The organism is Roseomonas sp. SRI_022, assembly GCF_057586215.1.
Genome location: NZ_JBYCZL010000021.1, coordinates 1 through 22,210, shown reverse-complemented (window position 1 = coordinate 22,210; position 22,210 = coordinate 1). Strand labels below are relative to the sequence as shown.

The 22,210-nt window shown below is 70.4% G+C and carries 23 protein-coding genes and 1 pseudogene; 8 read left to right on the top strand and 16 right to left on the bottom strand.

Annotated elements, in window-relative coordinates; genetic code table 11:
• Positions 1–21 precede the first annotated feature (21 nt).
• A complete protein-coding gene (gene pnp, locus AC2YHJ_RS19345) occupies positions 22–2,253 on the bottom strand; it encodes a polyribonucleotide nucleotidyltransferase (protein WP_487397733.1) in 2,232 nt (743 codons plus the stop codon).
• Positions 2,254–2,795: 542 nt separating this feature from the next.
• Here pnp and accD point away from each other — a divergent pair.
• Positions 2,796–3,713: an acetyl-CoA carboxylase, carboxyltransferase subunit beta gene (accD, locus tag AC2YHJ_RS19340; protein WP_487397732.1), complete on the top strand. Its 918-nt coding sequence runs from the start codon at positions 2,796–2,798 to the stop codon at positions 3,711–3,713.
• Between the two features lie 4 nt (positions 3,714–3,717).
• Positions 3,718–4,989 (top strand): bifunctional folylpolyglutamate synthase/dihydrofolate synthase, encoded by a 1,272-nt coding sequence (locus AC2YHJ_RS19335; RefSeq protein WP_487397731.1) that lies wholly within the window; start codon positions 3,718–3,720, stop codon positions 4,987–4,989.
• Between the two features lie 10 nt (positions 4,990–4,999).
• Here the strand turns inward: AC2YHJ_RS19335 and AC2YHJ_RS19330 are convergent, their stop codons facing one another.
• Genes AC2YHJ_RS19330 through AC2YHJ_RS19315 form a run of 4 tightly spaced genes read right to left on the bottom strand, consistent with a single transcriptional unit; the run spans position 5,000 to position 8,519 of the window.
• Entirely contained in the window at positions 5,000–5,686 is a 687-nt protein-coding gene (locus AC2YHJ_RS19330; protein WP_487397730.1) for a methyltransferase domain-containing protein, read from the bottom strand.
• A 34-nt stretch (positions 5,687–5,720) separates the two neighbouring features.
• Positions 5,721–6,608, bottom strand: a complete 888-nt coding sequence (locus tag AC2YHJ_RS19325) for a prephenate/arogenate dehydrogenase family protein (protein WP_487397729.1) — start codon at positions 6,606–6,608, stop codon at positions 5,721–5,723.
• Positions 6,601–7,689, bottom strand: a complete 1,089-nt coding sequence (hisC, locus tag AC2YHJ_RS19320; protein ID WP_487397728.1) for a histidinol-phosphate transaminase — start codon at positions 7,687–7,689, stop codon at positions 6,601–6,603. Before hisC ends, AC2YHJ_RS19325 begins: the two co-directional genes overlap by 8 nt.
• Entirely contained in the window at positions 7,686–8,519 is an 834-nt protein-coding gene (locus tag AC2YHJ_RS19315; protein WP_487397727.1) for a chorismate mutase, read from the bottom strand. The genes hisC and AC2YHJ_RS19315 overlap by 4 nt, the downstream gene beginning before the upstream one ends.
• Before the next feature lie 173 nt (positions 8,520–8,692).
• Between AC2YHJ_RS19315 and metX the strand changes: the two genes are divergently transcribed.
• A complete protein-coding gene (gene metX / locus AC2YHJ_RS19310; RefSeq protein WP_487397726.1) occupies positions 8,693–9,847 on the top strand; it encodes a homoserine O-acetyltransferase MetX in 1,155 nt (384 codons plus the stop codon).
• On the opposite strand, the gene AC2YHJ_RS19305 is transcribed toward metX, so the two are convergent.
• Together AC2YHJ_RS19305 and AC2YHJ_RS19300 are read right to left on the bottom strand one after the other, a co-directional pair.
• Positions 9,844–10,803 (bottom strand): hypothetical protein, encoded by a 960-nt coding sequence (locus tag AC2YHJ_RS19305; protein ID WP_487397725.1) that lies wholly within the window; start codon positions 10,801–10,803, stop codon positions 9,844–9,846. The two genes, metX and AC2YHJ_RS19305, sit on opposite strands and share 4 nt — an antisense overlap.
• A 274-nt stretch (positions 10,804–11,077) precedes the next feature.
• Positions 11,078–11,785: a hypothetical protein gene (locus AC2YHJ_RS19300; RefSeq protein ID WP_487397724.1), complete on the bottom strand. Its 708-nt coding sequence runs from the start codon at positions 11,783–11,785 to the stop codon at positions 11,078–11,080.
• A 158-nt stretch (positions 11,786–11,943) separates the two neighbouring features.
• Here AC2YHJ_RS19300 and metW point away from each other — a divergent pair, with 158 nt between their 5' ends.
• Complete coding sequence (metW, locus tag AC2YHJ_RS19295; protein ID WP_487397835.1) at positions 11,944–12,546, top strand: methionine biosynthesis protein MetW; 603 nt, start codon at positions 11,944–11,946, stop codon at positions 12,544–12,546.
• A 54-nt stretch (positions 12,547–12,600) separates the two neighbouring features.
• Here metW and AC2YHJ_RS19290 read toward each other — a convergent pair whose 3' ends face one another.
• Both AC2YHJ_RS19290 and AC2YHJ_RS19285 read right to left on the bottom strand, forming a co-directional pair.
• A complete protein-coding gene (locus AC2YHJ_RS19290; RefSeq protein ID WP_487397723.1) occupies positions 12,601–12,831 on the bottom strand; it encodes a hypothetical protein in 231 nt (76 codons plus the stop codon).
• A gap of 229 nt (positions 12,832–13,060) precedes the next feature.
• Positions 13,061–14,152, bottom strand: coding sequence for a DUF2125 domain-containing protein (locus AC2YHJ_RS19285; protein WP_487397722.1), 1,092 nt, complete (start codon positions 14,150–14,152; stop codon positions 13,061–13,063).
• 166 nt (positions 14,153–14,318) lie between these two features.
• On the opposite strand from AC2YHJ_RS19285, the gene AC2YHJ_RS19280 reads away from it, so the two are divergent.
• Positions 14,319–14,891, top strand: a complete 573-nt coding sequence (locus AC2YHJ_RS19280) for a gamma-glutamylcyclotransferase (protein WP_487397721.1) — start codon at positions 14,319–14,321, stop codon at positions 14,889–14,891.
• Positions 14,892–15,141: 250 nt separating this feature from the next.
• On the opposite strand, the gene AC2YHJ_RS19275 is transcribed toward AC2YHJ_RS19280, so the two are convergent.
• Genes AC2YHJ_RS19275 through AC2YHJ_RS19260 form a run of 4 tightly spaced genes read right to left on the bottom strand, consistent with a single transcriptional unit; the run spans position 15,142 to position 18,079 of the window.
• Complete coding sequence (locus AC2YHJ_RS19275) at positions 15,142–15,864, bottom strand: lysophospholipid acyltransferase family protein (protein ID WP_487397720.1); 723 nt, start codon at positions 15,862–15,864, stop codon at positions 15,142–15,144.
• Positions 15,861–16,505, bottom strand: a complete 645-nt coding sequence (locus AC2YHJ_RS19270) for a YdcF family protein (protein ID WP_487397719.1) — start codon at positions 16,503–16,505, stop codon at positions 15,861–15,863. The genes AC2YHJ_RS19275 and AC2YHJ_RS19270 overlap by 4 nt, the downstream gene beginning before the upstream one ends.
• Positions 16,506–16,521: 16 nt before the next feature.
• A complete protein-coding gene (locus AC2YHJ_RS19265; protein ID WP_487397718.1) occupies positions 16,522–17,382 on the bottom strand; it encodes a cell division protein FtsX in 861 nt (286 codons plus the stop codon).
• Positions 17,375–18,079: a cell division ATP-binding protein FtsE gene (locus AC2YHJ_RS19260; protein ID WP_487397717.1), complete on the bottom strand. Its 705-nt coding sequence runs from the start codon at positions 18,077–18,079 to the stop codon at positions 17,375–17,377. Before AC2YHJ_RS19260 ends, AC2YHJ_RS19265 begins: the two co-directional genes overlap by 8 nt.
• A 47-nt stretch (positions 18,080–18,126) precedes the next feature.
• Between AC2YHJ_RS19260 and AC2YHJ_RS19255 the strand changes: the two genes are divergently transcribed.
• Positions 18,127–18,570 (top strand): zinc-ribbon domain-containing protein, encoded by a 444-nt coding sequence (locus tag AC2YHJ_RS19255; RefSeq protein ID WP_487397716.1) that lies wholly within the window; start codon positions 18,127–18,129, stop codon positions 18,568–18,570.
• Positions 18,571–18,758: 188 nt separating this feature from the next.
• Here the strand turns inward: AC2YHJ_RS19255 and AC2YHJ_RS19250 are convergent, their stop codons facing one another.
• Complete coding sequence (locus AC2YHJ_RS19250) at positions 18,759–19,754, bottom strand: adenosine kinase (RefSeq protein ID WP_487397715.1); 996 nt, start codon at positions 19,752–19,754, stop codon at positions 18,759–18,761.
• Between the two features lie 379 nt (positions 19,755–20,133).
• Here AC2YHJ_RS19250 and AC2YHJ_RS19245 point away from each other — a divergent pair, with 379 nt between their 5' ends.
• Together AC2YHJ_RS19245 and AC2YHJ_RS19240 are read left to right on the top strand one after the other, a co-directional pair.
• The gene (locus tag AC2YHJ_RS19245) at positions 20,134–20,493 is read left to right on the top strand and encodes a hypothetical protein (protein ID WP_487397714.1); all 360 of its coding nucleotides are present in this window, start codon (positions 20,134–20,136) and stop codon (positions 20,491–20,493) included.
• A gap of 232 nt (positions 20,494–20,725) precedes the next feature.
• A complete protein-coding gene (locus AC2YHJ_RS19240; protein WP_487397713.1) occupies positions 20,726–20,944 on the top strand; it encodes a hypothetical protein in 219 nt (72 codons plus the stop codon).
• A gap of 54 nt (positions 20,945–20,998) precedes the next feature.
• Here AC2YHJ_RS19240 and AC2YHJ_RS19235 read toward each other — a convergent pair whose 3' ends face one another.
• A complete protein-coding gene (locus AC2YHJ_RS19235; RefSeq protein ID WP_487397712.1) occupies positions 20,999–21,913 on the bottom strand; it encodes an AEC family transporter in 915 nt (304 codons plus the stop codon).
• A gap of 16 nt (positions 21,914–21,929) precedes the next feature.
• A pseudogene (locus tag AC2YHJ_RS19230) lies at positions 21,930–22,210 on the bottom strand (hypothetical protein); the annotation flags it as partial.

The following is a 22,210-nucleotide window of genomic DNA, read 5'->3' as shown; positions in this document are numbered from 1 at the left end:
CGGCCGGGCTGTTTGGGGCTGTTACTCGGCGGCTTCGCCGCCGCGCTCCGGACGGTCGCGCCGGTCGCGGCGGTCGCCGCGGTCACCACGGTCGCGACGCTCGCCGCGCTCCTCGCCTTCCGCGCGCGGACGGCGGGCGCCGACCTGCTCGGTGATGTCCGCACCGGTGGCCTGGTCGACCACGCGCATGGACAGCTTCACCTTGCCGCGGTCGTCGAAGCCCAGGACCTTGACCTTCACCTGGTCGCCTTCCTTGACGATGTCGGTGGTCTTGTTCACGCGGTCCTGCGCCAGTTCGGAGATGTGGACGAGCCCGTCCTTGGCGCCGAGGAAGTTCACGAAGGCGCCGAATTCGGCGGTCTTCACGACCTTGCCGTTGTAGATCACGCCGACCTCGGGCTCCGCCACGATGCCGCGGATCCAGTCGATCGCCTTCTGCGCGGCCTCGGTGGAGGTCGCGGCGACCTTGATCGTGCCGTCATCCTCGATGTCGATCTTGGTGCCGGTCTGCTCGGTGATCTCGCGGATCACCTTGCCGCCGGAACCGATCACGTCGCGGATCTTGTCCTTCGGCACGTTGATCACGGTGATGCGCGGGGCGGTCGCCGCCACGTCGCCGCGATGGCCGGTCAGGCCCTTCGCCATCTCGCCGAGGATGTGCAGGCGGCCATCCTTCGCCTGCTCCAGCGCGATCTTCATGATCTCGAAGGTGATGGACGTGATCTTGATGTCCATCTGGAGCGAGGTGATGCCCTGCTCCGTCCCGGCCACCTTGAAGTCCATGTCGCCGAGGTGATCCTCGTCGCCGAGGATGTCGGACAGCACGGCGAAGCCGCGGTCTTCCTTAATGAGGCCCATGGCGATGCCGGCGCAGGGGCGCTTCAGCGGCACGCCCGCATCCATCAGCGACAGCGACGTGCCGCAGACGGTGGCCATCGAGGAGGAGCCGTTGGACTCCGTGATCTCGGAGACCACGCGGATGGTGTACGGGAACTTCTCCTTCTCCGGCAGCAGCGGGTGGATCGCGCGCCAGGCGAGCTTGCCATGACCCACTTCACGCCGGCCCGGGGAGCCCATGCGGCCAGTCTCGTTCACCGAGTACGGGGGGAAGTTGTAATGCAGCATGAAGTCCTCGCGGTACTCGCCCGCGAGGGCGTCGATGATCTGCTCATCCTGGCCGGTGCCCAGCGTCGCGACGCAGAGCGACTGCGTCTCGCCACGGGTGAACAGCGCCGAGCCATGCGCGCGCGGCAGTACGCCCACTTCCGCCATGATCGGGCGGACGGTGCGGGTGTCGCGGCCGTCGATGCGCTTGCCGGTGTCGAGGATGTTGTTGCGGACGACGTCCGCCTCCAGCTCCTTCAGCAGGCCCTTGGCGGAGGCCACGTCGGCGCCTTCGGCTTCCAGCGCCGCGGCCACGGCCTTCTTCACCGCGCCGACCTTCTCCTGGCGGAGCAGCTTCTGCGTCTCGGTGTAGGCAACGGCCATGTCGGCGCGGCCGAGCTCGGCGATGCGGGCCTTCAGCGCCTTGGTGGCGTCGGATTCCTCGGGCACCGCCCAGGGCTCCTTCGCCGCAACCTCGGCCAGCTCGATGATCGCCTGGAGCACCGGCGCGAACGACTTGTGGCCGAACTCGACGGCGCCGAGCATGACGTCCTCGGTCAGCTCGGAAGCCTCGGATTCCACCATCAGCACGCCTTCGGCGGTACCGGCGAGAACCAGGTCGAGCGCGCTTTCCTTCCGCTGCTCGGCGGTCGGGTTCAGCACGTACTGGCCGCCGATGTAGCCGACGCGCGCGCCGGCGATCGGGCCGAAGAAGGGAATGCCCGACAGCGTCAGCGCGGCGGAGCAGCCGACCATCGCGACGATGTCCGCCTCGTTCTCGAGGTCATGCGACAGCACGGTGGCGACGACCTGGACCTCGTTGCGGAACCCATCGGGGAACAGCGGGCGGATCGGCCGGTCGATCAGGCGCGAGGTCAGCGTCTCGAATTCGGACGGACGGCCTTCGCGCTTGAAGAAGCCGCCCGGGATCTTGCCGGCGGCATAGGTCTTTTCCTGGTAGTTCACCGTCAGCGGAAAGAAATCCTGGCCCGGCTTCACCGACCGGGCGCCGACCGCCGTGCAGAGCACGATGGTGTCGCCCAGGCGCGCCACGACGGCACCATCGGCCTGGCGGGCGATCTTGCCGGTTTCCAGCACCAGGGTCTTGCCGCCCCAGTTGATTTCCTTGCGGAAGTAGTTGTCGAACATCGGTCGTCCTCTCGGGTGCGGCGCCGTCCTGCGCCGCACGAACCGCGCCCGCCCGACCTTCGCGGGCGGCGGCGCGGTGGATGGGGCCCGGTCAGGGGCCCCGGAATGCGACGCGGAGGGCGTGACAGGTCTGGTTCTGGGATCCCGGACGTCCGGCTTGGTCGGCGTCTCGGGCGGCATGGGGTGGGCCCATCGCGGGTTACGCGACGGGAAGGCCGCCCATGTGGCCGGAAACGCCGCGCCGGTCCGATCGAGGGGTCCCGCGGCTTTCTCTGTCGGCCCGCCGCGGTCGCGGCGGTTGGCGCGCCGGCATCCGGCCGGTCATCGCCGGGCGCCCATATGGCGCGGATCGGGGCAAAACGCCACCGCTAACTGTCGGGCCGATCCATGGGGGCGGCCAGGCCCGCGCCGGCCGGCGCCCAGCGGGGCCGATGGCGCGGGTTCCCGGGCCGCCGCCACGGTAGCCCTGGCGCCCGCCACCCCATATAAGGCGGCGCGAAACGGGCGCGCCGGCCGCCGGCGCCTGAGGGCTGAGACGAGCGATGAACTGGATTTCCGACTGGGCCCTGCCGAAGATCTCGGGCCTCTTCAAGCGGGATGTGCCGGAGAATCTCTGGCACAAATGCCCTGCCTGCGAGCAGATGATCTTCCGCCGCGACCTCGACGCCGCGCTGAATGTCTGTCCGCATTGTGGCCATCACATGCGGATTTCCGCGGTGCGGCGGCTGGAATGCACGCTCGACGCCGGCTTTTCCCGCATCGAGTTGCCCAAGGCCCCGGCCGACCCGCTGCGCTTCCGCGACCAGCGGCGGTATTCCGACCGGCTGAAGGAAGCGCAGGTGAAGTCCGCGATGGATGACGCGGTCGCCGTGGCGCATGGCACCATCGAAGGCCAGCGTGCCGTCGTCGCCACGATGGAATTCGCCTTCATGGGCGGGTCGATGGGTGCGGGCGTCGGGGAGGCGATCGTCACGGCCGCGAAACTGGCCGTGCTGCAGGACAGCCCACTGATCGTCTTCACCGCATCGGGCGGCGCGCGCATGCAGGAAGGCGCGGTGTCGCTGATGCAGATGCCGCGCACCGTGATCGCCACGCGCCTCGTCAAGGAAGCCGGCCTGCCCTTCATCGTCGTGATGTGCGACCCGACCACCGGCGGCGTGACGGCATCCTTCGCCATGCTGGGCGACATCCACATCGCCGAGCCGGGTGCCATGATCGGCTTCGCCGGCGCCCGCGTGATCGAGCAGACGGTGCGCGAGAAACTGCCCGAGGGCTTCCAGCGCGCGGAATACCTGCTGGAGCACGGCATCCTGGACCTGGTGGTGAAGCGGGGCGAGATGCGCGCGACGCTCGCCCGCGTCATCGGCCTGCTGCGCGTGCCGCTGGTCGAGGCCCCGGCGGCGGAACCGCCGCCCGCCCTGCCGCCACCCGAGGAACCCGCGACCCCCGCCCAGGCCTGAGCCGATGTCCCGCGCCGAGGCGATCGTCGAGCGCCTGCATGCGCTGCATCCCAAGCTGATCGACCTCAGCCTCGGGCGGCTGGAGCGCGCCCTGGCGGCGCTGGGTCATCCCGAGCGCAGCTTGCCGCCAGTGGTGCATGTGGCCGGCACCAACGGCAAGGGATCGACCTGCGCCATGTTGCGCGCCATCGCGGAAGCGGCAGGGCAGCGCGCGCATGTCTATACCTCCCCGCATCTGATGCATTTCCATGAGCGGGTGCGCCTGGCCGGCACGCTAGTGACGGACGAGGTGCTGAGCGCGGCGCTGGAGGAGGTGGAGGCGGCCAATGCGGGCCTGCCCATCACCGTCTTCGAGATCACCACGGCCGCCGCCTTGCTGCTGTTCAGCCGCGTGCCCGCCGATGTGCTGGTGCTCGAGGTGGGCCTGGGCGGGCTGTACGACGCGACCAATGTGGTCGCGCGGCCGGCGGCCACGGCCATCACCTCCGTGTCGATGGACCACATGGATTTCCTCGGCGACACGCTGGCGGGCATCGCCACGGAGAAGGCCGGCATCATCAAGCCGGGCGTGCCCTGCGCGACCGGGATCCAGGCGCCGGAGGCCCGCGCCGTGATCGAACGCATCGCGGCCGAGCGCGGCGCACCGCTACTGGAACGCGGGCGGGACTGGCGCTGCGATCCGGTGCAGGGCGGGTTGGTCTATGCCGATGCGCGCGGGTCGATCGACCTGCCGCCGACCGCGCTGCCCGGGCCGCACCAGGCGGAGAATGCAGGCATCGCCATCACCGCGCTGCGGGCGTGGAACCCGGAATGGCTGACGGATGCGGCGATCGCGCGGGGCGTGGCGACCGCGGAATGGCCCGCGCGGCTGCAGCGCCTGCAGGGCGCGCTGGCGCGGAGCCTGCCGGCCGGGTTCGAGCTGTGGCTGGATGGCGGGCACAATGCCGGGGCGGGGGTGGCGCTGGCGGCGCATCTGCCGTCCTGGGCCGACCGGCCGCTGCACCTGGTGGTGGGCATGAAGAAGGGCAAGGCGAGCGGGGAGTTCCTGCGCCCGCTGATCCCCTTCGCGACGACGCTGACCGCCGTGGCGGAACCGGGGCAGCATCTGGCGATGAGCGTCGAGGAGATCGTCGCGACCAGCGGCGGCGTGGCGCGGCCAGGGCCGACGGTGGCTGAGGCGCTGGGGCGCATTGCCAGGGAGGATCCGCCGGGACGCATCCTCATCTGCGGCAGCCTCTACCTCGCCGGCGAGGTGCTGAAGGCCGAGGCGGGCTGAACGCGAAGGGTCAGGATTGGGTGCTGCCGTAGGCGATGCGCAGCTTCCTGCGATCCTCACCGGCGCCTGCTTCGACCAGCAGCCGGTCCCCCCATGCCTCATCTCGCTCTGGGACGAACCCGGCATCGCGCAGCATGTCGAGGACGCACAGGCGGTTCGGCGACCAGAAATTCGTGATGTCGCCGGCGAGGCTCGCGCCCTGGTAGTACCGCGCGGCGGGGATGTCCGGGCAGAAGGCGTTCTCCGAATGCGTCTCGAGGAACAGCCTGCCATGGCAGACCGACCGCACGGCATGCAGCGCGCGGAGCATGTCCGGCAGGTGATAGAGCACGCCCATGAACAGCACGATGTCGAAGGTGCCGAGGTTGCGCGCCGGAATGTCGTAGACGTTCATCTGGATGTAGCGCATCTCGACGCCGGTGATCGCCTCCATCGCGGCAAAGCCGTGATCGGCCTTGGCCCGGTAGTCGATCGCGACGACCTCCGCGCCGCGGCGCCGCAGCTCCAGCGAGAAGAACCCATCCGACGTGCCGATGTCGAGCACGCGCATCCCATGCAGCGAGGCGGGCAGCCGCAGCTTGTCGATCAGGAAGCGCGGATCATAGCTGCCCGGCGTGACGAGGCCGGGGAAGATCTCGAAGCGATGGTGCCAGTGCGGGACGCTCTCGACGAGAGTCCGGGCTTCATCGAGATACATCGGTGTTTCTTCCTGCCCGGAAGCGCGCAGCGACCTACGCCTGCTTCCGCTCGATCAGCTCGCGACGGATCTTCCGCCCGCGCCGGATGCGGTCCTCGATGAACTCCGCCTGCCCGTAGCGCACGGCGCGCCCCAGCGCGTGCGCGTCCTCGGAAAAGCGCGCCAGCATTTCCAGCAGCGCCTCGCGGTTGTTGAGGAACACGTCCCGCCACATGTCGACGTCGCTCGCCGCGATGCGCGTGAAGTCGCGGAAGCCGGAGGCGGCGAATTTCAGCACGGCCTCCTTCGTCTCCTCCGCCAGGTCATCCGCGGTGCCGCAGATGGTGAAGGCGATCAGGTGCGGCAGGTGGGACACGATCGCCACGACGCGGTCATGCGTTGCCGGGTCCAGCGTCTCGATCATCGACCCGCAGCGGCGCCAGAACTCCCGCACTTTCTCCACCGCCACGGGATCATTCCCCGGCAATGGCGTGACGATGCAGTAGCGGCCCTCGAACAGTTCCGCGAAGCCGGCATCCGGGCCGGAATGCTCGGTGCCCGCCATGGGGTGTGCGGGCACCAACTCCACGGACGAAGGCACCAGCGGCGTCAGGTCGCGCACCACGCTGCCCTTTGTGGAACCGACATCGGACAGCACGCAGCCCGGTGCCAGATGCGGCGCGATCACCTCCATCACCCCGGCATAGGCGCCGACCGGCACGCAGAGGATCACCCCGTCGCAGCCTTCGACCGCCTTGGCGGGATCGGCCTCGACCACATCGACGATGCCGAGTTCGCGCACCCGGGCCAGCGTCTCCGGTCGCCGCGCCGTCGCGACCACCGTGCACGCGAGGTCGCCGCGCTTCTGCGCCACCCGCGCGATGGACGACCCGATCAGCCCGATGCCGATCAGGCAGAGGCGGTTGAAGACGGGCTCAGCCATGGCTCGCCATGAAGGCGGTCAGTGCCTCGATCACCATCGTGCATTCCTCGGCGGTGCCGATGGTGATGCGCAGGCAGGACGGCAGGCCATAGCCGCCCATGGCGCGCACGATCAGCCCGCGTGCCTTCAATGCTTCATCCGCCGCCTTGGCCTTCGCCGGTATGCCGAAATCGGCGAGGAGGAAATTACCCTCGCTCGGCCACACCGTGATGCCGGCGGCGGTCAGCGCGGCGGCAACCTTGCCGCGCCATTCGGTGTTGTGCGCGACCGACCGCTCGACCCAGCCCTTCTCGGCCAGCGCGGCGACGCCGGCGGCCATCGCGGCGGCATTCACGTTGAACGGCCCGCGCACGCGCCCCAGCACGTCGATCACCGGCGCGGGCGCGTAGCACCAGCCGAGCCGCATCCCCCCCATGCCGAAGATCTTGGAGAAGGTGCGCGTCATCACGGTCGTGCCGGACGCATCCACCAGCTTCGCCCCCGCGTCGTAATCCGGCCGCGTGACGTATTCGGCATAGGCGCTGTCGAGCACCAGCAGGATGTCGTCGCGCAGCCCGGCGCGCAGCCGGTCCACCTCGGATTGCGGCAGGATCGACCCGGTCGGGTTGTTCGGGTTGGCGAGGAACACCAGCCGCGTGCGCGGCCCGACCGCGGCGAGCATCCCGTCCACATCCGTGGTCAGGTTCTTCTCCGGCACCTTGATGATGCGGCAGCCGGCCCAGCGGCCGGTGATGTCGTACATCATGAAGCCATGGGCGCTCATCACCAGCTCGGTGCCCTCCCCGCCATAGGCGAGGATGATCAGCGCCAGCAGCTCGTCCGACCCGTTGCCCACCACGATGCGCGCGGGGTCCAGCCCGAAGCGCGCGCCGATCGCCTCGCGGATCGCCGTGCCATTGCCGTCGGGATAGCGGTGCGCCTCGCCGGCCATGGCGCGGATCGCCTCGATCGCGCCGGGCGGCGGGCCGAAGGGGCCCTCGTTGGAGGACAGCTTCACGATCCGGTTCACGCCCGGGATCTTGGATTCACCGCCGACATAGGGTTCGACCGACAGGATCGAGGGGCGAGGCATCACGGTCATGCTGCGTCTCCGGCAACCGGCGCGGCATAGGCGCCGAGAATGGTGTGCCGCGCCCAGGGCAGCGCGGCCAGGCGGGCATCATCGGCGCCGAGGAAACCCTCGACCTCGGCCAGCGCGAGCGTCTCCTCCCCCGCGCGTGCCAGCAGCAGGGAGGACACGGAAAGCCCGGCCGCCGCCAGCACGTCCAGCACGCGGCTGCGGGCGGCATGGGCTTCGGCCTCGATCAGCACCAGGGTGCGGTCCTGCCCCGAGGCGTCGGGCGGCACCGGACCCACCACCAGCGCGCCGGCGCCGTCATGGGCGTGCAGGAAGGGCAGCCGTGCGACCACCTGGAGCCGCGGCACGTCGAGATGCGCCCACCAGGCGGTCTCGCCATCCTCGCCTTCCGCCGGCAGCGGCAGCACGGCGACCGAGGCCTCGCCCTCGCTGACCGCGGCCAGCGCCCGGGCGGGGGTGGGATGCACGCGCATCGGGGTGATCGGGCCGAAATGCTCGCGCGCCAGGGCCGCTTCCTCATCGGGGGCGAAGGCGGCGACCGAGAAGGCGCCCTGGATGGCAGTGCTCGCCATGAAGATCTCGCGCCAGATCCGCACGACGCGGTCGCGGCCGAGCGGGCCGTCGTGGCGAGCCAGCAGCCGGCGCAGCACCGATGCCTCCCGCCCCGGGCGCAGCGGGGAGCCCACGCCCTTGGCGCGGCTGCCGGCCAGGCGCCCGACCACGGCTGAACGCCGCATCAGCAGGTCATGCATGGCATCGTCGATCGCATCGATCTCGGCGCGGAGGGCAACGATCTCGGCGTCTGCCGGGGGTGCGGCTGGGCTGTCTGGCATGGGTGCCGTTCCAATAGACGGCGGCGGATCGCGCGCCAAGCGGTCGGCGTCGCGCAGGAGGGTTGCGGCCGCCCCGGACCGCCCCATCGGGATCCCGGAATCCGCGATGTGAGGGGGTTCCGGCCAACCCGCCGTTGCGGCGGCACGCTGTGCGGCCTAATGCTGCCGGCCCCATGTCCCAGGCGATCGCCCCCTTCCCCGAGGTGGACCACCAGCACGCCGTCTTCGCCGATGGCATGCCGCTGGATTGCGGCGCCGTGATCCTGCCGCTGACCGTCGCCTACCGGACCTATGGCCGGCTGAACGCGGCGAAGACGAATGCCGTCCTGGTCTGCCACGCGCTGACCGGGGACCAGTACCTCGCCGAGCCGCACCCCGTGACCGGCAAGGCTGGCTGGTGGGAGAGCATCGTCGGGCCGGGCAAGCCGCTCGATACCGACCGCTACTTCCTGGTCTGCGTGAATGTGCTGGGCGGCTGCATGGGATCGACCGGCCCGCGGAGCGAGATGACGGACGCCGAGGGGCGCGGCCTCGGCCGTCCCTGGGGCACCGATTTCCCGCAGGTGACGATCCGCGACATGGTCCGCGCGCAGAAGCGGTTGATGGACCATCTCGGCATCGCCCGCTGGCTGGCGGTGATCGGCGGGTCGATGGGCGGGATGCAGGTGCTGGAATGGGCGGCGACCTATCCGGACGCAGTGTTGGCCGCCGCACCGATCGCCTGCGCAGCGCATCACAGCGCGCAGAACATCGCCTTCCACGAGGTCGGCCGCCAGGCGATCCACGGCGACCCGGACTGGATGGGCGGGCGCTACTGGGATGAAGGGCGGATTCCCGCGCGCGGCCTGGCGGTCGCGCGGATGGTCGCGCACATCACCTATCTGTCGGAACAGGCGCTGACGCGGAAATTCGGGCGGCGCCTGCGCGGCGCCTCAGCGGTGACCTTCCTCGAGGACGTGTTCGAGGTGGAATCCTACCTGCGCTACCAGGGTTCGACCTTCGTGCAGCGCTTCGACGCGAATTCCTACCTGACCATCACGCGGGCGATGGATTTCTTCGACCTTGCCTCGGAGCATGACGGCGACCTGTCGGCGGCGTTCAAGGGCACGGCGACGCGGTTCTTCCTGGCGAGTTTCAGCAGCGACTGGTTGTTCCCGACCAGCGAGAGCCGGGCGACGGTGCGCGCGCTGAACGCGGCGGGGGCGAGCGTGTCCTTCGTCGAGATCGCGAGCGACAAGGGGCACGACGCGTTCCTGCTGGAGGAACCGGAGTTCCATGCGGCGCTGGGGGGGTTCTTGCGCGGAGCGGCGGAGAAGGCGGGGGTCTAGGGCGGAGGCGACGGCGCGACATATCGGCGTATCGCCACGAGCGTGCGCTCGACGATCGCCGGGACCTCCTCAAGGTTGTCGATCCAGAACAGCAGCCCCGCGCCGGCCGTTGGCGTCAAGCGCAACATGCGGAATACGCAGTGTGCCTGACGATCACTGATGAAGGCGGATGCATCCGTGCGGGCGATAATGTCGAAGCGCGTGCATTCGCCCTCGGCCACGGTTCGACCGCCATCCCGCCAGATAAAGCGCGCGACATAGTTCGCAGGCCCCGGTCGGCTGTGTGATCGGGACACCGTGAAACTGAACCGGGCGCGCGGGGAAGGCTCCCTGCTACCGCTCGCCGGCAGACGGTAGGACGGCGGGTCAAGCTCCGGTGTCCATAGCCAGGATCGCAGTGTTGCGCGGATGAGGTTCCGGCATGCAGCGTCTCGGTCCGGGCCCTCGTTGCGTCGTCGGATCGTTGGGATGTCCGCCTCCGTACCGCCATCGCGTGATAGGAAAAGCGTGGGCGGGTTGATCGGCGGTTCCAGCGGCACGTCGTTCCACACATAGGGTCCGAGCAAGGCCAAAGGGATACGCATGGTCGTATTGCCGACACGGTATTCGGCAGGATGCTGCGGATCGCCGGGTGCGGCTCGCCACTCGCGGCGAGGGCTATCCCATGCCGCGCAAACGTGGACACTGGCGCTCGGCGGGGCCGACGGCACCACATGATGCATCACAATCTGCGTGACGACGGCCTGCGGCAAACCGACGCGAAGCAGCGCTCCCCGAATGGCATCGTATCGCGCGGTGATGAGCATCGCGTCCTCGCCGGGCGCGATCCCGCCATGGATCACGGCCTTTCCGGAATCGCTGGCCCTTGCGGCTATGGTCTGGATGGCGCGCCGCGCCGAGGCATCGAGCGCGGCGCTTCCGATTGCGAACTCGATGCGGAAATTGCATTCGCTCACCTGCCGGGACCTGCTAGAATCCTCTGCGCCGGCAGAGCCCGCAGTCACCTCCCACGCGCAAGCGTGCAGGATTGCAGCGGCGCCAATTGCCAAGGACGCCCAGCGGCTCTGACGCGGTCTCACCGTACCCCGGCTTCTGGCTCTGTCATTGCCGGGAAGAGTGGCAGCCTTTCCCGCCGGGACGGAACTGCATTTCGGCGCGCTTGCCTACCCCGCGTCCGCCGCCTTCGCGCCATCCGTGTGCAAACCAGCACCCGCCGGGAAAGCGCCCCCCTCACACCCAGGCCAGCGTTCCGGCCGCAACGCCGCCCAGGCACAGCACGAGAATCACTATCCGCCACCAAGGCGCCACTGCGCGCTGCTCCACCGGCAACAGCCGCCAGCACCAGACGGCATGGAAGCACCACCCGACCGCCAGCATGGCCAGCGGCGCCACCATCTGCGCCGTCCGCCCCGGCGCGCCGCCCGGCGACAGGGTCATCGCGTAGAACGTCGCCATGGCGAAGGAATACGGCCCGAGCGCAAGGAAGCAGCCCTGCACATGCGCGCTGCGCCATTCGCTCTCCAACCCTGGCGGAATGTCCTCCTGAAGCGAGACCATCGCCAGGCCGAACAGCATCGCCACCGGCACGCTGCCCATGACCACCAGCGGCCCCAGCGCGAACAGCGCCAACCCTGCCACCGGCACGATCACTCCGGTCAGCACGCCGAGCACGACCAGTGCGAGGAAGGCCCGGCTCGGATGCCGGCTGAACAGGACGAACCACGCGAAGGCGTAGGGCAGCGGCGCCAGCCACAGCCACGTCACGGTCCAGCGCAGCGGTCCGAGATAATCCTGCGGCCCGCGATAGGCTGGCGGCGCGCCGATCAGTGCGGCCGCCGCGATCCAGGCGAACACGCAGGCGCCACCGAGGCCTGCGGCATAGGCCACTGGCGCCAGCGGCAAGGTAGGGCTGGCAACGCCTGGTACAGCATCCGCCATGGGCGCATCATTATCCCGCCGCAGCGAAACTGCCACTATTCTCCGCTCATGCGAGGCTTGCCGGGGGGATACCGCCGGCCTATGCCCCGCAGAACCCTCGTCGCGCGTCCAGGACCATGCCCGAAGCCCCCGCCGACATCCGCTACGTCGCCAAGAACATGCGCCTCGACCTCCGCCTGATCGCGGAGATGATCCCCCATGGCGCCAAGGTGCTCGACATCGGCTGCGGCGATGGCGCGCTGATCGAGCACCTGACGCGGGAAAAGCAGGCGGACGCCCGCGGCATCGAGATCGACATGGCCGAGGTCACCAAGGCGGTCTCCTCCGGCCTCGCGGTCATCCATGGCGATGCCGACAACGACCTCGCCTTCTATCCCGATGGCGGCTTCGACTTCGTCGTGCTGTCGCGCACGCTCCAGGCCGTGGAAAAGCCGCGGGAAGTGCTGCGCCAGATGCTCCGCATCGGGCGCAACGCCATCGTGTCCTTCCCGAATTTCGGCCATTGGCAGCTGCGCTGGCGGCTGCTGACACGCGGGCGCATGCCCGACACCGACACCTGGAACCGTCCCTGGTACGAGACGCCCAACATCCACCCATGCACCATCCTGGACTTCATGGCGCTCTGCGCGATGGACGGCTATCGGGTGGAGAAATGGCTCGCCGTGGATGAGCGGGGGCTCAAGGCGCCGTGGCGGCGTTCGGTGAGAATGGCGAACCTGTTCGGCGAACAGGCCCTGTTCCAGCTCAGCCGCGCGGCCTGATCCGCCTCGGCTACCGCGGCGCGCGGCACGGCTGGCGCATCCTCGCCCCGGCTGTCAGTGCAGCGGGGCGAGCGGCAGGACGACGGAGGCCGATGAGCGGCGAGGCGCAGGCGCCGGCCCGGACGGTGACAGGATCGTCGCCGCCTGCGCCGCGTGCTGCGCCGCCTCCGTCACGCCAAGCCTGCGGCACTCGGCCTCGACATAGGCGAGCATCATCAGGATGGCACTCTTGTCGGTGCGCTCGTCGTCGTGTTCAGTCCCGGGAATCACGGCATCCATGATCATCTCTCGACGCCCCGCCCACTGGGCACCATCGCGATTGTGAGGTGGGCGCAAGAGTCCTTTAACGCTGCAATGGCGGTAGCCGACAGGGTCCTAACGCTCCGGATGCGGTGATTGACGCCGTTTTCACGCCGCTCTCGCGCTGCGCCGGAAAACCGCAGCGCAGCGCTTGTCCATCGTGAAAGTTGTGTGTCTGAGCGCGGATGGGCTGGGTCTTCGGCGCGGCGCCGCTTCACGGCAGGCGCGGTGCGTCCGCCGGCCAGATGACGGGCTGCAGCCGCAGCAACGGAATCCGCGCCAGGGACACGACGCCATCGGCGATGCCGACCGGCACCTCGACGCGTGGCGCGCCACCGCCGGCCGGCGGGCGCGCGACCATGCCGAGCACTGCCTGCGCCGTCATCGCCGCGCGCGGATCGACGGCGCCGGCCGCGGCCAGCGACGCGATCACCTCGGCCGGCCGTTCCAGCGCGACCCGCCCATTGCCCACCGGCTGCAACGCGGCGTCGAGCCGCAGCACCATGCTCATCTCACCGACCAGCGGCCCCCAGCGCAGCGTTGCCGCCTGCAGGTCCAGCGCCCCGCCGCCGGCGCGCCAGGCCTCCGCCCTTTCGCGCGGCGTCATCGGCAGGGGCGGCGGCGGCGGGCCGGTCAGCACGGCGTCCAGCGCGGCGCTCTCCACGTTCCGGCCGAAGGCGGCAAGTTGCGGCATCGGTGGCAGGCCGAGCTGCCGGGCCTCGATCCGCAGGCCGAGGCTCCGCTCGCCATCCCCGTGGATCGGTGCCGCGCGGACATCGACGCGACCGGCGGTCAGCGGGCCGTCCGGCGTCTCCGCGCGCAACCCTTCCACCACCAGCTTCGCGGGCCGCGCCGCCGGGCCCTGGTCGAGCGGCAGGACCGCCCGCAGCCGTGACGCGGTGTAGGGGATGGACAGCACGCCGGAGGCGATCCGCTGCGGCCCTTCCGCCGTGATCACCAGCTGGTCGATGCGCGGCGGCGCGATCGTCAGGTCGAGCCGCCCGGCCTCCCACACGAAGCCCTGGGGCAGGGTGGGCGACCAGCCGGCGATGTGGATTTCGGGCACGCTGAGGCGTGCGGCGAAGGGCCAGCCGCCCCGCACCGGCAGGTCGTGATCGACCTCCCATCCCTTGGCGCGCTGCTGCGTCACCCAGTCGGAGAAGGCGACCGTCATCACGCCGGTCAGCCACAGCCACGCCAGACCGTGCACCGCGCCAGCGATCAGAAGGACGCCGAGCAATGTCAGCCCGACCCCACGCAGGGCGCGGCGGCGACCAGGCCGTCCCGGCGTCTTGGCGCGTGTCATTGCGGGCGGTATAGAGCAGATCCCGATCCGGTGGAATCACCTGATCGGGTGAAGATGCCCGCAAAAACAATGGCCTAGTGACGTTGCCGAGAGCTGGCGCGACGGGAGCGGCGTGATCGACGCACCCATCGTGATGCGACCCCGGCGCGGTGCCGACGGATCCTGCATGCGCCACGACGACGCGACGCGCGACTGCCTCGATGCCGATGGGCATCTCTATGTCTTCGCTTATGGCTCGCTGATCTGGCGGCCGGGCTTCGTCCACGCCGCCGCGCACCCGGCCCTGCTGCGCGGGTTCCATCGTCGTTTCTGCCTGTGGTCGCATCGCTATCGCGGCACACCGGAACGACCGGGGCTGGTGCTTGGGCTCGATCGCGGCGGGGCGTGTCGCGGCCTTGCCTATGGCGTGGCGGCGCGCGATGCGGCGGAGGTGCTCGCCTATCTCGACGACCGGGAACTGCCGGACGGGGCGGAGCAGGTCTATCACCGCCGCATGCTGCCGCTGCGGCTGCTGGAATCCGGCCGCATGGTGCGCGCGGTCGCCTATGTCGCGAACCGCGATTGCCGGCTCTATTGCGGGCGGCTGCCGCCGGAACGCGCGGCCGCGGCGATCGCCGCGGGCCACGGCCAGATGGGCGCGAACCGCGACTACCTGATGAACACGCTGTCGCATCTGCGGCAGATGGGTGTGCGCGACGCCGGGCTGGATCGAATCGCCGGGCTGCTGCCGACAGGCTGAACGCAGGAGAGTGAGACGCTTCCTGGCGCCGCGTCGCGGCGCCATTTCGTCATGCCCGCGCTCTCCGCCGCCGCAAATCGGCACGCCTTTGGCCGTCCGCTGACAATCCACCGAACCCCCGGCAATCACCGCCCCCGGCACCGTTTCATCCACAGAAGCTGGGTGACTCAAGTAAACATAGATTTTTCAATTGGTTGATATGCTGCTCTGACCCCCCGAATGAAGTCCGGAAAGGTCTCTCTCCCCAGACTTATCCACAATGCCCCTGGGGATCGAGCAACCGATCCGTCTCGGTCTCGATCGCTTCCTCCAGCGCGGCCATCAGCGCGGCGCGTTGCAGTCCGGCTGGCAATGGCGGCAGCACGGAGACATGGATGATGCCCGGCGACTTGCGGAAGGCACGCCGGCCCCAATGCCGGCCGCTATCGGTCGCGACGGGCACCACGGGCGCGCCGCTGGCCGCCGCCATGGCCGCGACGCCGGGCTGGTAGGCGCGCCGTTCGCCCGGCGCGGTGCGCGTGCCTTCCGGGAAGATCACCACCGGCCGGCCTTCCGCGAGCCTCGCCTTGGTTTCCCGCACCAGCGTGCGCAGGGCCGCGGCGCCGGCCTGCCGGTCCACCGACAGGTGGCCGCAATGCCGCGCGAGCCGGCCCCAGAACGGGATGTCCAGCAGTTCCTTCTTGAGGACGTAGACGCTGTTCGGCACCAGCTTGAGCCAGACCATCGTGTCGAACGCCGATTGATGCTTCGCGGCGATGATCGAACCGCCGGGCGGCAGGTTCTCCATCCCCATGACCTCCAGCCGGATGCCGCAGATCACCCGCAGCGCGCCGATCATCATGCACGCCCAGAAGCGGATGAAGCCGGTCAGCACGCGCGGCGGGAAGGCCAGCAGCGGCACGCCGAGCAGGACGACCGCCGCCGTACCGCCCAGGAAGAACGCGTTGAACAACAGGGATCGCAGGATGGTCATGGGTCGCGCGTCTCACGCCTCGGGCTGGCCAGCGCCGACAGCCCGGCGCGTGCGAGCAGGTAGCGCCCGTACTCCCCGAGCAGAAGCCCCCAGACCGCTGGTCGCCGCAACGCACCCGGTGTGCGCAGCGTCACCGGCACGACGGCATGCGGCACCAGTTCGACACCGGGCAAGGCCCGGCCCAGTTCCAGCAGGGCGCGCGGCATGTGGTAGCTCGCCGTCACCACGCGCAGCGACCGCACCGTATCGGTGCGCGCCCAGGCGGCGGTCTCCACCGCATTGCCGCGCGTCGTCGCCGCAGCGCGTCCGATCACGACCTGCCCAATGACCGGAGCGGGGTCGATGCCCGCCGCCTGGGCGATATCGGCCAGACCCGCTTCAGGATGCGCGCCGGAGATCAGCAGCCGCGGCGCCCGCCTTTCCACCAGCAGGCGCAGCCCGGTGGCGACGCGCTCGCTACCGCCGGTCAGCACGACGATGCCATCCGTCTCGCGCACCGGCGGGTCGGGCGCGTCGAGGGCGTGCAGCAGGAAGACCACGAAGCCGGCGAGGAACGCCGCCGGCGGCAGCAGCACGGCGAGCGCCGCCGGCACCCATCGGCGCCGCCGAGAACCGGGCGCGGTGCCTTCGTCCTCGCTCACAGGCCAGCCCGGCGCGTCACGGCAGGCGCCGCAGCCATCGGCGCACCGTGGCCTGCGTCGAGACCCAGGCCACCGCCGCCGCCATCACTGGCAGCAACGCCAGGTCCAGCCAGGGCAGACCCTGCCAGGAGGTCGCCTCCCCTGCCAACGGCCCGGCCAGCGCCACCAGCCCCGCCAGCGCCGGCAGCGCCAGCGCCGTCCCGCTCACCGCGCCGACGCCGGCGAGCCAGGCCGCGCGCCGCGCGAAGCGTGCCGCCACATCGGCATCGGTCGCACCCAGCCCGTGCAGCACCAGCACCGCATCGCGCCGCGCCGACAATCCGGCGCGCACCGCGACACCCACCACCGCGGCCGCCACCGCCGCGACCAGCGCGAGCACCGCCAGCGCCAGCCCCTGCACGGCGCGCGACAGCGCAGACAGATGCGCCACCCAGACGCCATGCGCCTCGGTCACCGCGCCGGGCACCTCGGCGGCCACGCGATCACCGATCAGCGCCGCATCGGCCGACAGGTCGGCGAGGCGGAGCTCGATCACGCCCGGCAGCGGCAGGCCCTCGGCCCCGCCCAGCCAGGGGCGCAGCAATTCCGCCATGCGGGCAGGGTCCACCGCCTCCGCGTCGGCAACCTCCGGCAGGGCGCGCAGCGCGGCGATGGCGCGCTGCATCCTCTCCGGCGTCGGCTGCGGCACCTGCACGGTGACGGCGGCCTGCGCGCCCTCCCGCCAGCGTTCCGCCAGCCGGTCGGCGCCGGACCGCCCGGCCAGGGCAAGGGCAGCCAGCAGCGCCATCGCCGCGACCAACCCGATCAGCAGCCGGTCGGCCATCGCCCGGCGCAGGCCGAGCGGGTCGCGCGCCAGCCGGCGCTTCGCTTCAGCCATCGGCCACCAGCCGCCCGCCTTCCAGCGTCAGCATCCGCGCCGGATGCCGGCCCGGCAGGTCCTCCGAATGGGTCGCGACCACCACCGTCGTGCCCTGGCGGTTCATCTCCGACAGCAAGGCGAGCGTCCGCCGCGCCTGCCGGGCGTCGAGCTCCGAGGTCGGCTCATCCGCCACCAGCAAGGCGGGGCGGGTGACGACGGCGCGGGCGATCACCAGGCGCTGCTGCTCGCCGCCCGAGAGTTCCTCCGGCCGCCGTTCCTCCTTTCCGGTCAGGCCGATCCAGTCGAGCAGGTCGGCGACATCGGCGCGGATGGTCGATTCCGCGACGGCGGCGAGGCGCAGCGGCAGCGCCACATTGTCCCAGGCCGACAGATGCGACAGCAGGCGGAATTCCTGGTGCACCGTGCCGATTCGCCGGCGCAGCGGCGGCAGGTCGCGCCGCCGTGCGCGCGACAGCGGGATGCCGAGCAACTCGACCTCGCCCTGGCTTGGCCGCAACGCCGCCTGCATCAGCCGCAGCACGGAGGTCTTGCCCGCGCCCGACGGCCCGAGGATCCAGGTGAAGGAACCTTCCCCGAGCGTGAAGGAGAGGTCGCGCAGCACCTCGGCACCCGGCCGTCCGCGCTGATCGGGATAGGCGAGGGCCACGCGGCTGAATCGCACCATGGTGATGTTGTGCCCGTGCGTGGCCCGCACCTCAACCGCTGCTTGCGGCGGGCGCGCCGGCAGGGGATATGGAACGCATGCGCATCGCCTGCCCCGCCTGTGCGGCTGCCTATGAGGTGCCGGACCGGCTGCTTGCCGGGACCGCCCGGACCCTGCGCTGTTCGCGCTGCGAGGCGGAGTTCGCGTTGCCGCGGACCGCCGCCGCCGCCCCCGCTGCGCCACCGACGCCGGCCGAGGACGCCCCGCCCGCACCGCCCGCACCGCCCCCGGTCACGCCGGAACCGCCCGTCGCCGCAGCGCCGCCGCCCGCGCCGCCGCCCGCGCCGACCCCGCGTCCGGAACCACGCGTCGCGTTGCGGCCGGAGCAGCCGGAGCCGGCGTCGCCGGCATTGGTCCGTGCCTGGGTGGCCTCGATCGCCCTGGTGCTCGCCGTGATCCTGTCGCTGCTGGTCTTCCACACCGAGGTGATGGCGGCTTGGCCGGCCAGCCGGCGGCTGTTCGCCGCGCTGGGACTGGCGTGACGCCACGCCCCAAGCGCCCACAACCATCGCGTCCAGCCACTTTAAGTTTTTAGCCTTTTAGAACTTTAAGCCATCAGCAGGCGCCGGCATCCAACGGACGCATGACGTCCCTTTGATGATGCGAACATATCAGGAACATTGACTGAAATCCAGCCGTGATCCCTACGACGTGGGTAGCAGCCGCGCCGTCAGCCCGGCGCGATGACGCCGCCGACCAGCGCCTTGAGATCCGCCTGCGGCCGCGCGCCGAAATGGGAGATCGCCTCGGCCGCCGCGACCGACGCCCAGCGCCCGCATTCAGCCAGCTCGCGCCCCGCCGTCAGCGCGGCAAGGAACCCGGCCGCGTAGGCATCGCCCGCGCCGGTCGTGTCCACCACTCTGGTCGGCTCGGCCGTGACCTCATGCGCCGTGGTCGCGGTCAGGACCAGGCTGCCCTTCTCGCTGCGCGTCAACGCCGCGAGTCCGACCTCGGACTGGGCGATGGTCGCCGCCGCCTCGAAATTGTCGGTCTGGTACAGCGCGCAGATCTCCGCCTCATTGGCGAAGAGGATGTCGGCCTCGTCACGCACGAAGGCGCGGAAGGCGTCGCGGTGGCGTTCCACGCAGAAGGGGTCGGACAGGGTGATCGCCACGCGGCGCCCGGCGGCATGCGCGATGCGCGCGGCGGCGCGGAAGGCAGCCTGCGCGGCCGGGGGGTCGAACAGGTAGCCTTCGAGGTAGGTCACCTGCGCGCCCGCGATCGACGCCGCATCGAGATCCTTCTCCCCGAAGGTGACGCAGGCGCCGAGGAAGGTGTTCATCGTCCGCTGCCCGTCCGGCGTCACCAGGATCAGGCAGCGCGCGGTGGGTGCGCCACCGATCAGCGGCGCGGTCGGGAACTGCACCCCGGCAGCGGTGATGTCGTGGCGGAACACCTGGCCGAGCCCGTCATCGGCGACCTTGCCGAGATAGCCGACCTTGGCACCGAGCGCGGCTGCCGCGGCGCAGGTATTGGCCGCCGAGCCGCCGCTGTTTTCCACGCCCGGGCCCATGTCGGCGTAGATGCGCTCGGCATCCTCCGGCCCGATCAGCGCCATGCCGCCCTTGGCCATGCCGTGGCGGGCGAGGAAGGCGTCCTCCGCGCGGGCCAGCACGTCCACGATCGCGTTGCCGATGCCAAGGATGTCGAGGGCGTGGGTCGTCATGCGCAGCGCTCCGGTTTCGCGTCGCCTGCGGGATAGCGGTGGGCGATCGCTGCGGCAACCACGCTATGGATGCGGCGCCACCTGAATGTTCCACGCGAGCGGCGGACGTCCTGGTGGTAAAAATCAGACGGAAGAGTCTGCCGGGTGGGCCGCAAAGCGGCTGCGGAGACAGGATGCCACGGTTCCTTCCGTCAGGTTCTTTCCACCAGCTCAGACCGGGGACATCCCAAGGGGGTAGGCTCATCGTGCCTGACAGTCGCCGTGAGCAATTGACGCCCGTGAGAGGCTTGTCAGAATTGACCGAGACGTCCGCTGAACGCGCTCCAGGAGGCCGTAGCTGTTGCGCGGCGGGTTGGGCTTGATTTGGATGGAGCGCGGGATGCTGGACGGGATTAGTTGGCCAGGTGTCCTCGCGCAGGCCCTGCAAACCGGCGGCGCGCTGGTGATGGTGCTTCTCGCATGGTCACTGCCGCGCGTCATGTGGCGCGGCGCGTTATGGTGGTTCAACTCAGGCAACAACCGTGGCGAGGCTGAACGGGCGGCATTGGCCAAGTTGCTGAACGAGGCGGAGGAGCGCGGTTATCACCGGGGTTGGTGTGCGGCGGAGGAAGCGCTGAACGACAAGGTGGCACGGGTATCCGCCACCACCGCCGCTCCGGCCTGTATGGCCGCCGGGCCCCGGTTGCCAATCACCTCCACTTCCCAGATTGCAGCCGGACATGATTTGCGCTCCTCGTAACCCATCGGAGTGATCCCGGTCGTCGTCTGCTCAGGCCATCCCCTTGGCCGAATTGGTTCCAGCTTCGCGACAGGCCGAGGTCTACAACAACTGCAACCGGCACATCTTCGACGGACTGAATTTCCAATGGTGAAAATCAAGCGGAACAGTCTGCCGGGTGGGCCGGAAAGCGGCTGCGGAAACGGGATGCCACGGTTCCTTCCGTCAGATTCTTTCGGCTGGCTTCATGCGCATGTCGAAGGACATGGCCGCGGCACCCCCGGGCGGCGCGCCGGCCCCCGCACCACACTGGCCGGTGGCGCTCACGATGCTGGTGGTGCTCGTCATCGCCACGGGGATGCCGGACCAGCTGATGCTGCTGCCGTACTGGGCGCCCTTCGTTGTCACGACCGTCGCCCTGCCTAGTACCAGGCAACGGTTTCCAAAGGCCCTTCGACCTTTGGTGGGGTGAGGTCCGGAGAGGGGCAAAGCCCCTCTCCGCTGCGCGCCTATGCGCCGCCGCCCGTCACGGTGCGACCAGCCACACCCAGAAGGGCAGCGTCACGATCGCCGCGATGTGCTCGGTGGTCGTGATCGCCGCCATCAGCGGCGCGTCGCCGCCCATCGCGCGCGCCATGACATAGGAGGTCGCCGCCGTCGGCAGCGCCATGAAGATCACGGCGACCGCCATGGCGAGTGGCGGCACGCCGAAGGCCGTGCAGAGCCCCCAGGTCACCGCCGGCATCACCATCAGCTTCAGCACCCCGGTCGCGGCCTGCGTGCCCACCCGGTCGGTGAAGCTGTCGAGCGACAGCGCCGCGCCGACGCACAGCAGCCCGAGCGCGACCGATGCACGACCCAGCGCCTGCACCGTCGGCGCAAGGCCCGGTGGCAGACCGCCGAGGGCCGCGATGGCGAAGCCGATCCCCACCGCCAGCAGCAGCGGATTCAGCGCGAGCTGACGCAGCACCGCCGCCGGGCGCGGCGGCCCGCGCTTGCCGTCGAAGGCGAAGGCCAGCGTCGTCACGGTCTGCACGAAGGGCACGATGATGCCGGTGGCGACCGCGCCGAAGCCGGTCCCGGCCGGGCCGAACAGCGCGCCGGCGATGGCGAAGCCCATCAGGTTGTTGAAGCGGATGCCGCCCTGCAGGACGGACGTCATGGCCGGGTGCGCATGCGACAGCGCGCGGGCCAGCAGCACCGAGATCACCGTGCCGAGCCCGAGCGCGCTCCAGATCGCCATCGCGATGCGCCCCAGCGGCAGGGAGGCGAGGTCCAGCGGCGCGAGTGCCGCGACGATCAGGGAGGGCAGCAGCACCCAGTAGATCAGCCGCTCCATCCCCGCCCAGACCGTGTCGTCGCGCAGCAGCCGCCGCTTCAGCAGGGCACCGAGGGCAAGCAGGGCGAAGGCGGGGACGAAGGCGTCGAGCCAGGCGCTCATGCGAATGGTGCTGCGGTCACGCGCGCGGCCCCCGCGTGGTCCAGGGGGCAATCGTCGGCGCGGCGGCCACGGCCGACAGGCAGGCGGATTCGGTCACGCCCTCGTCGCTGCCCAGGGCGCGTGCCGCCGCATGCCCGACCACGAGGCGTGCGCCTTCGGCATAGAGGATGACATCGAGCCGGCATGCGGGCGCCTCATAGAGCCAGACCTCGGCGGCGCCTTCCGGGCGGCGGATCGTCGGTTCGCCCAGCATGCGCCGGACCTGGTCGGCGGTCACCCCGACCAGCGCCGCCGCGG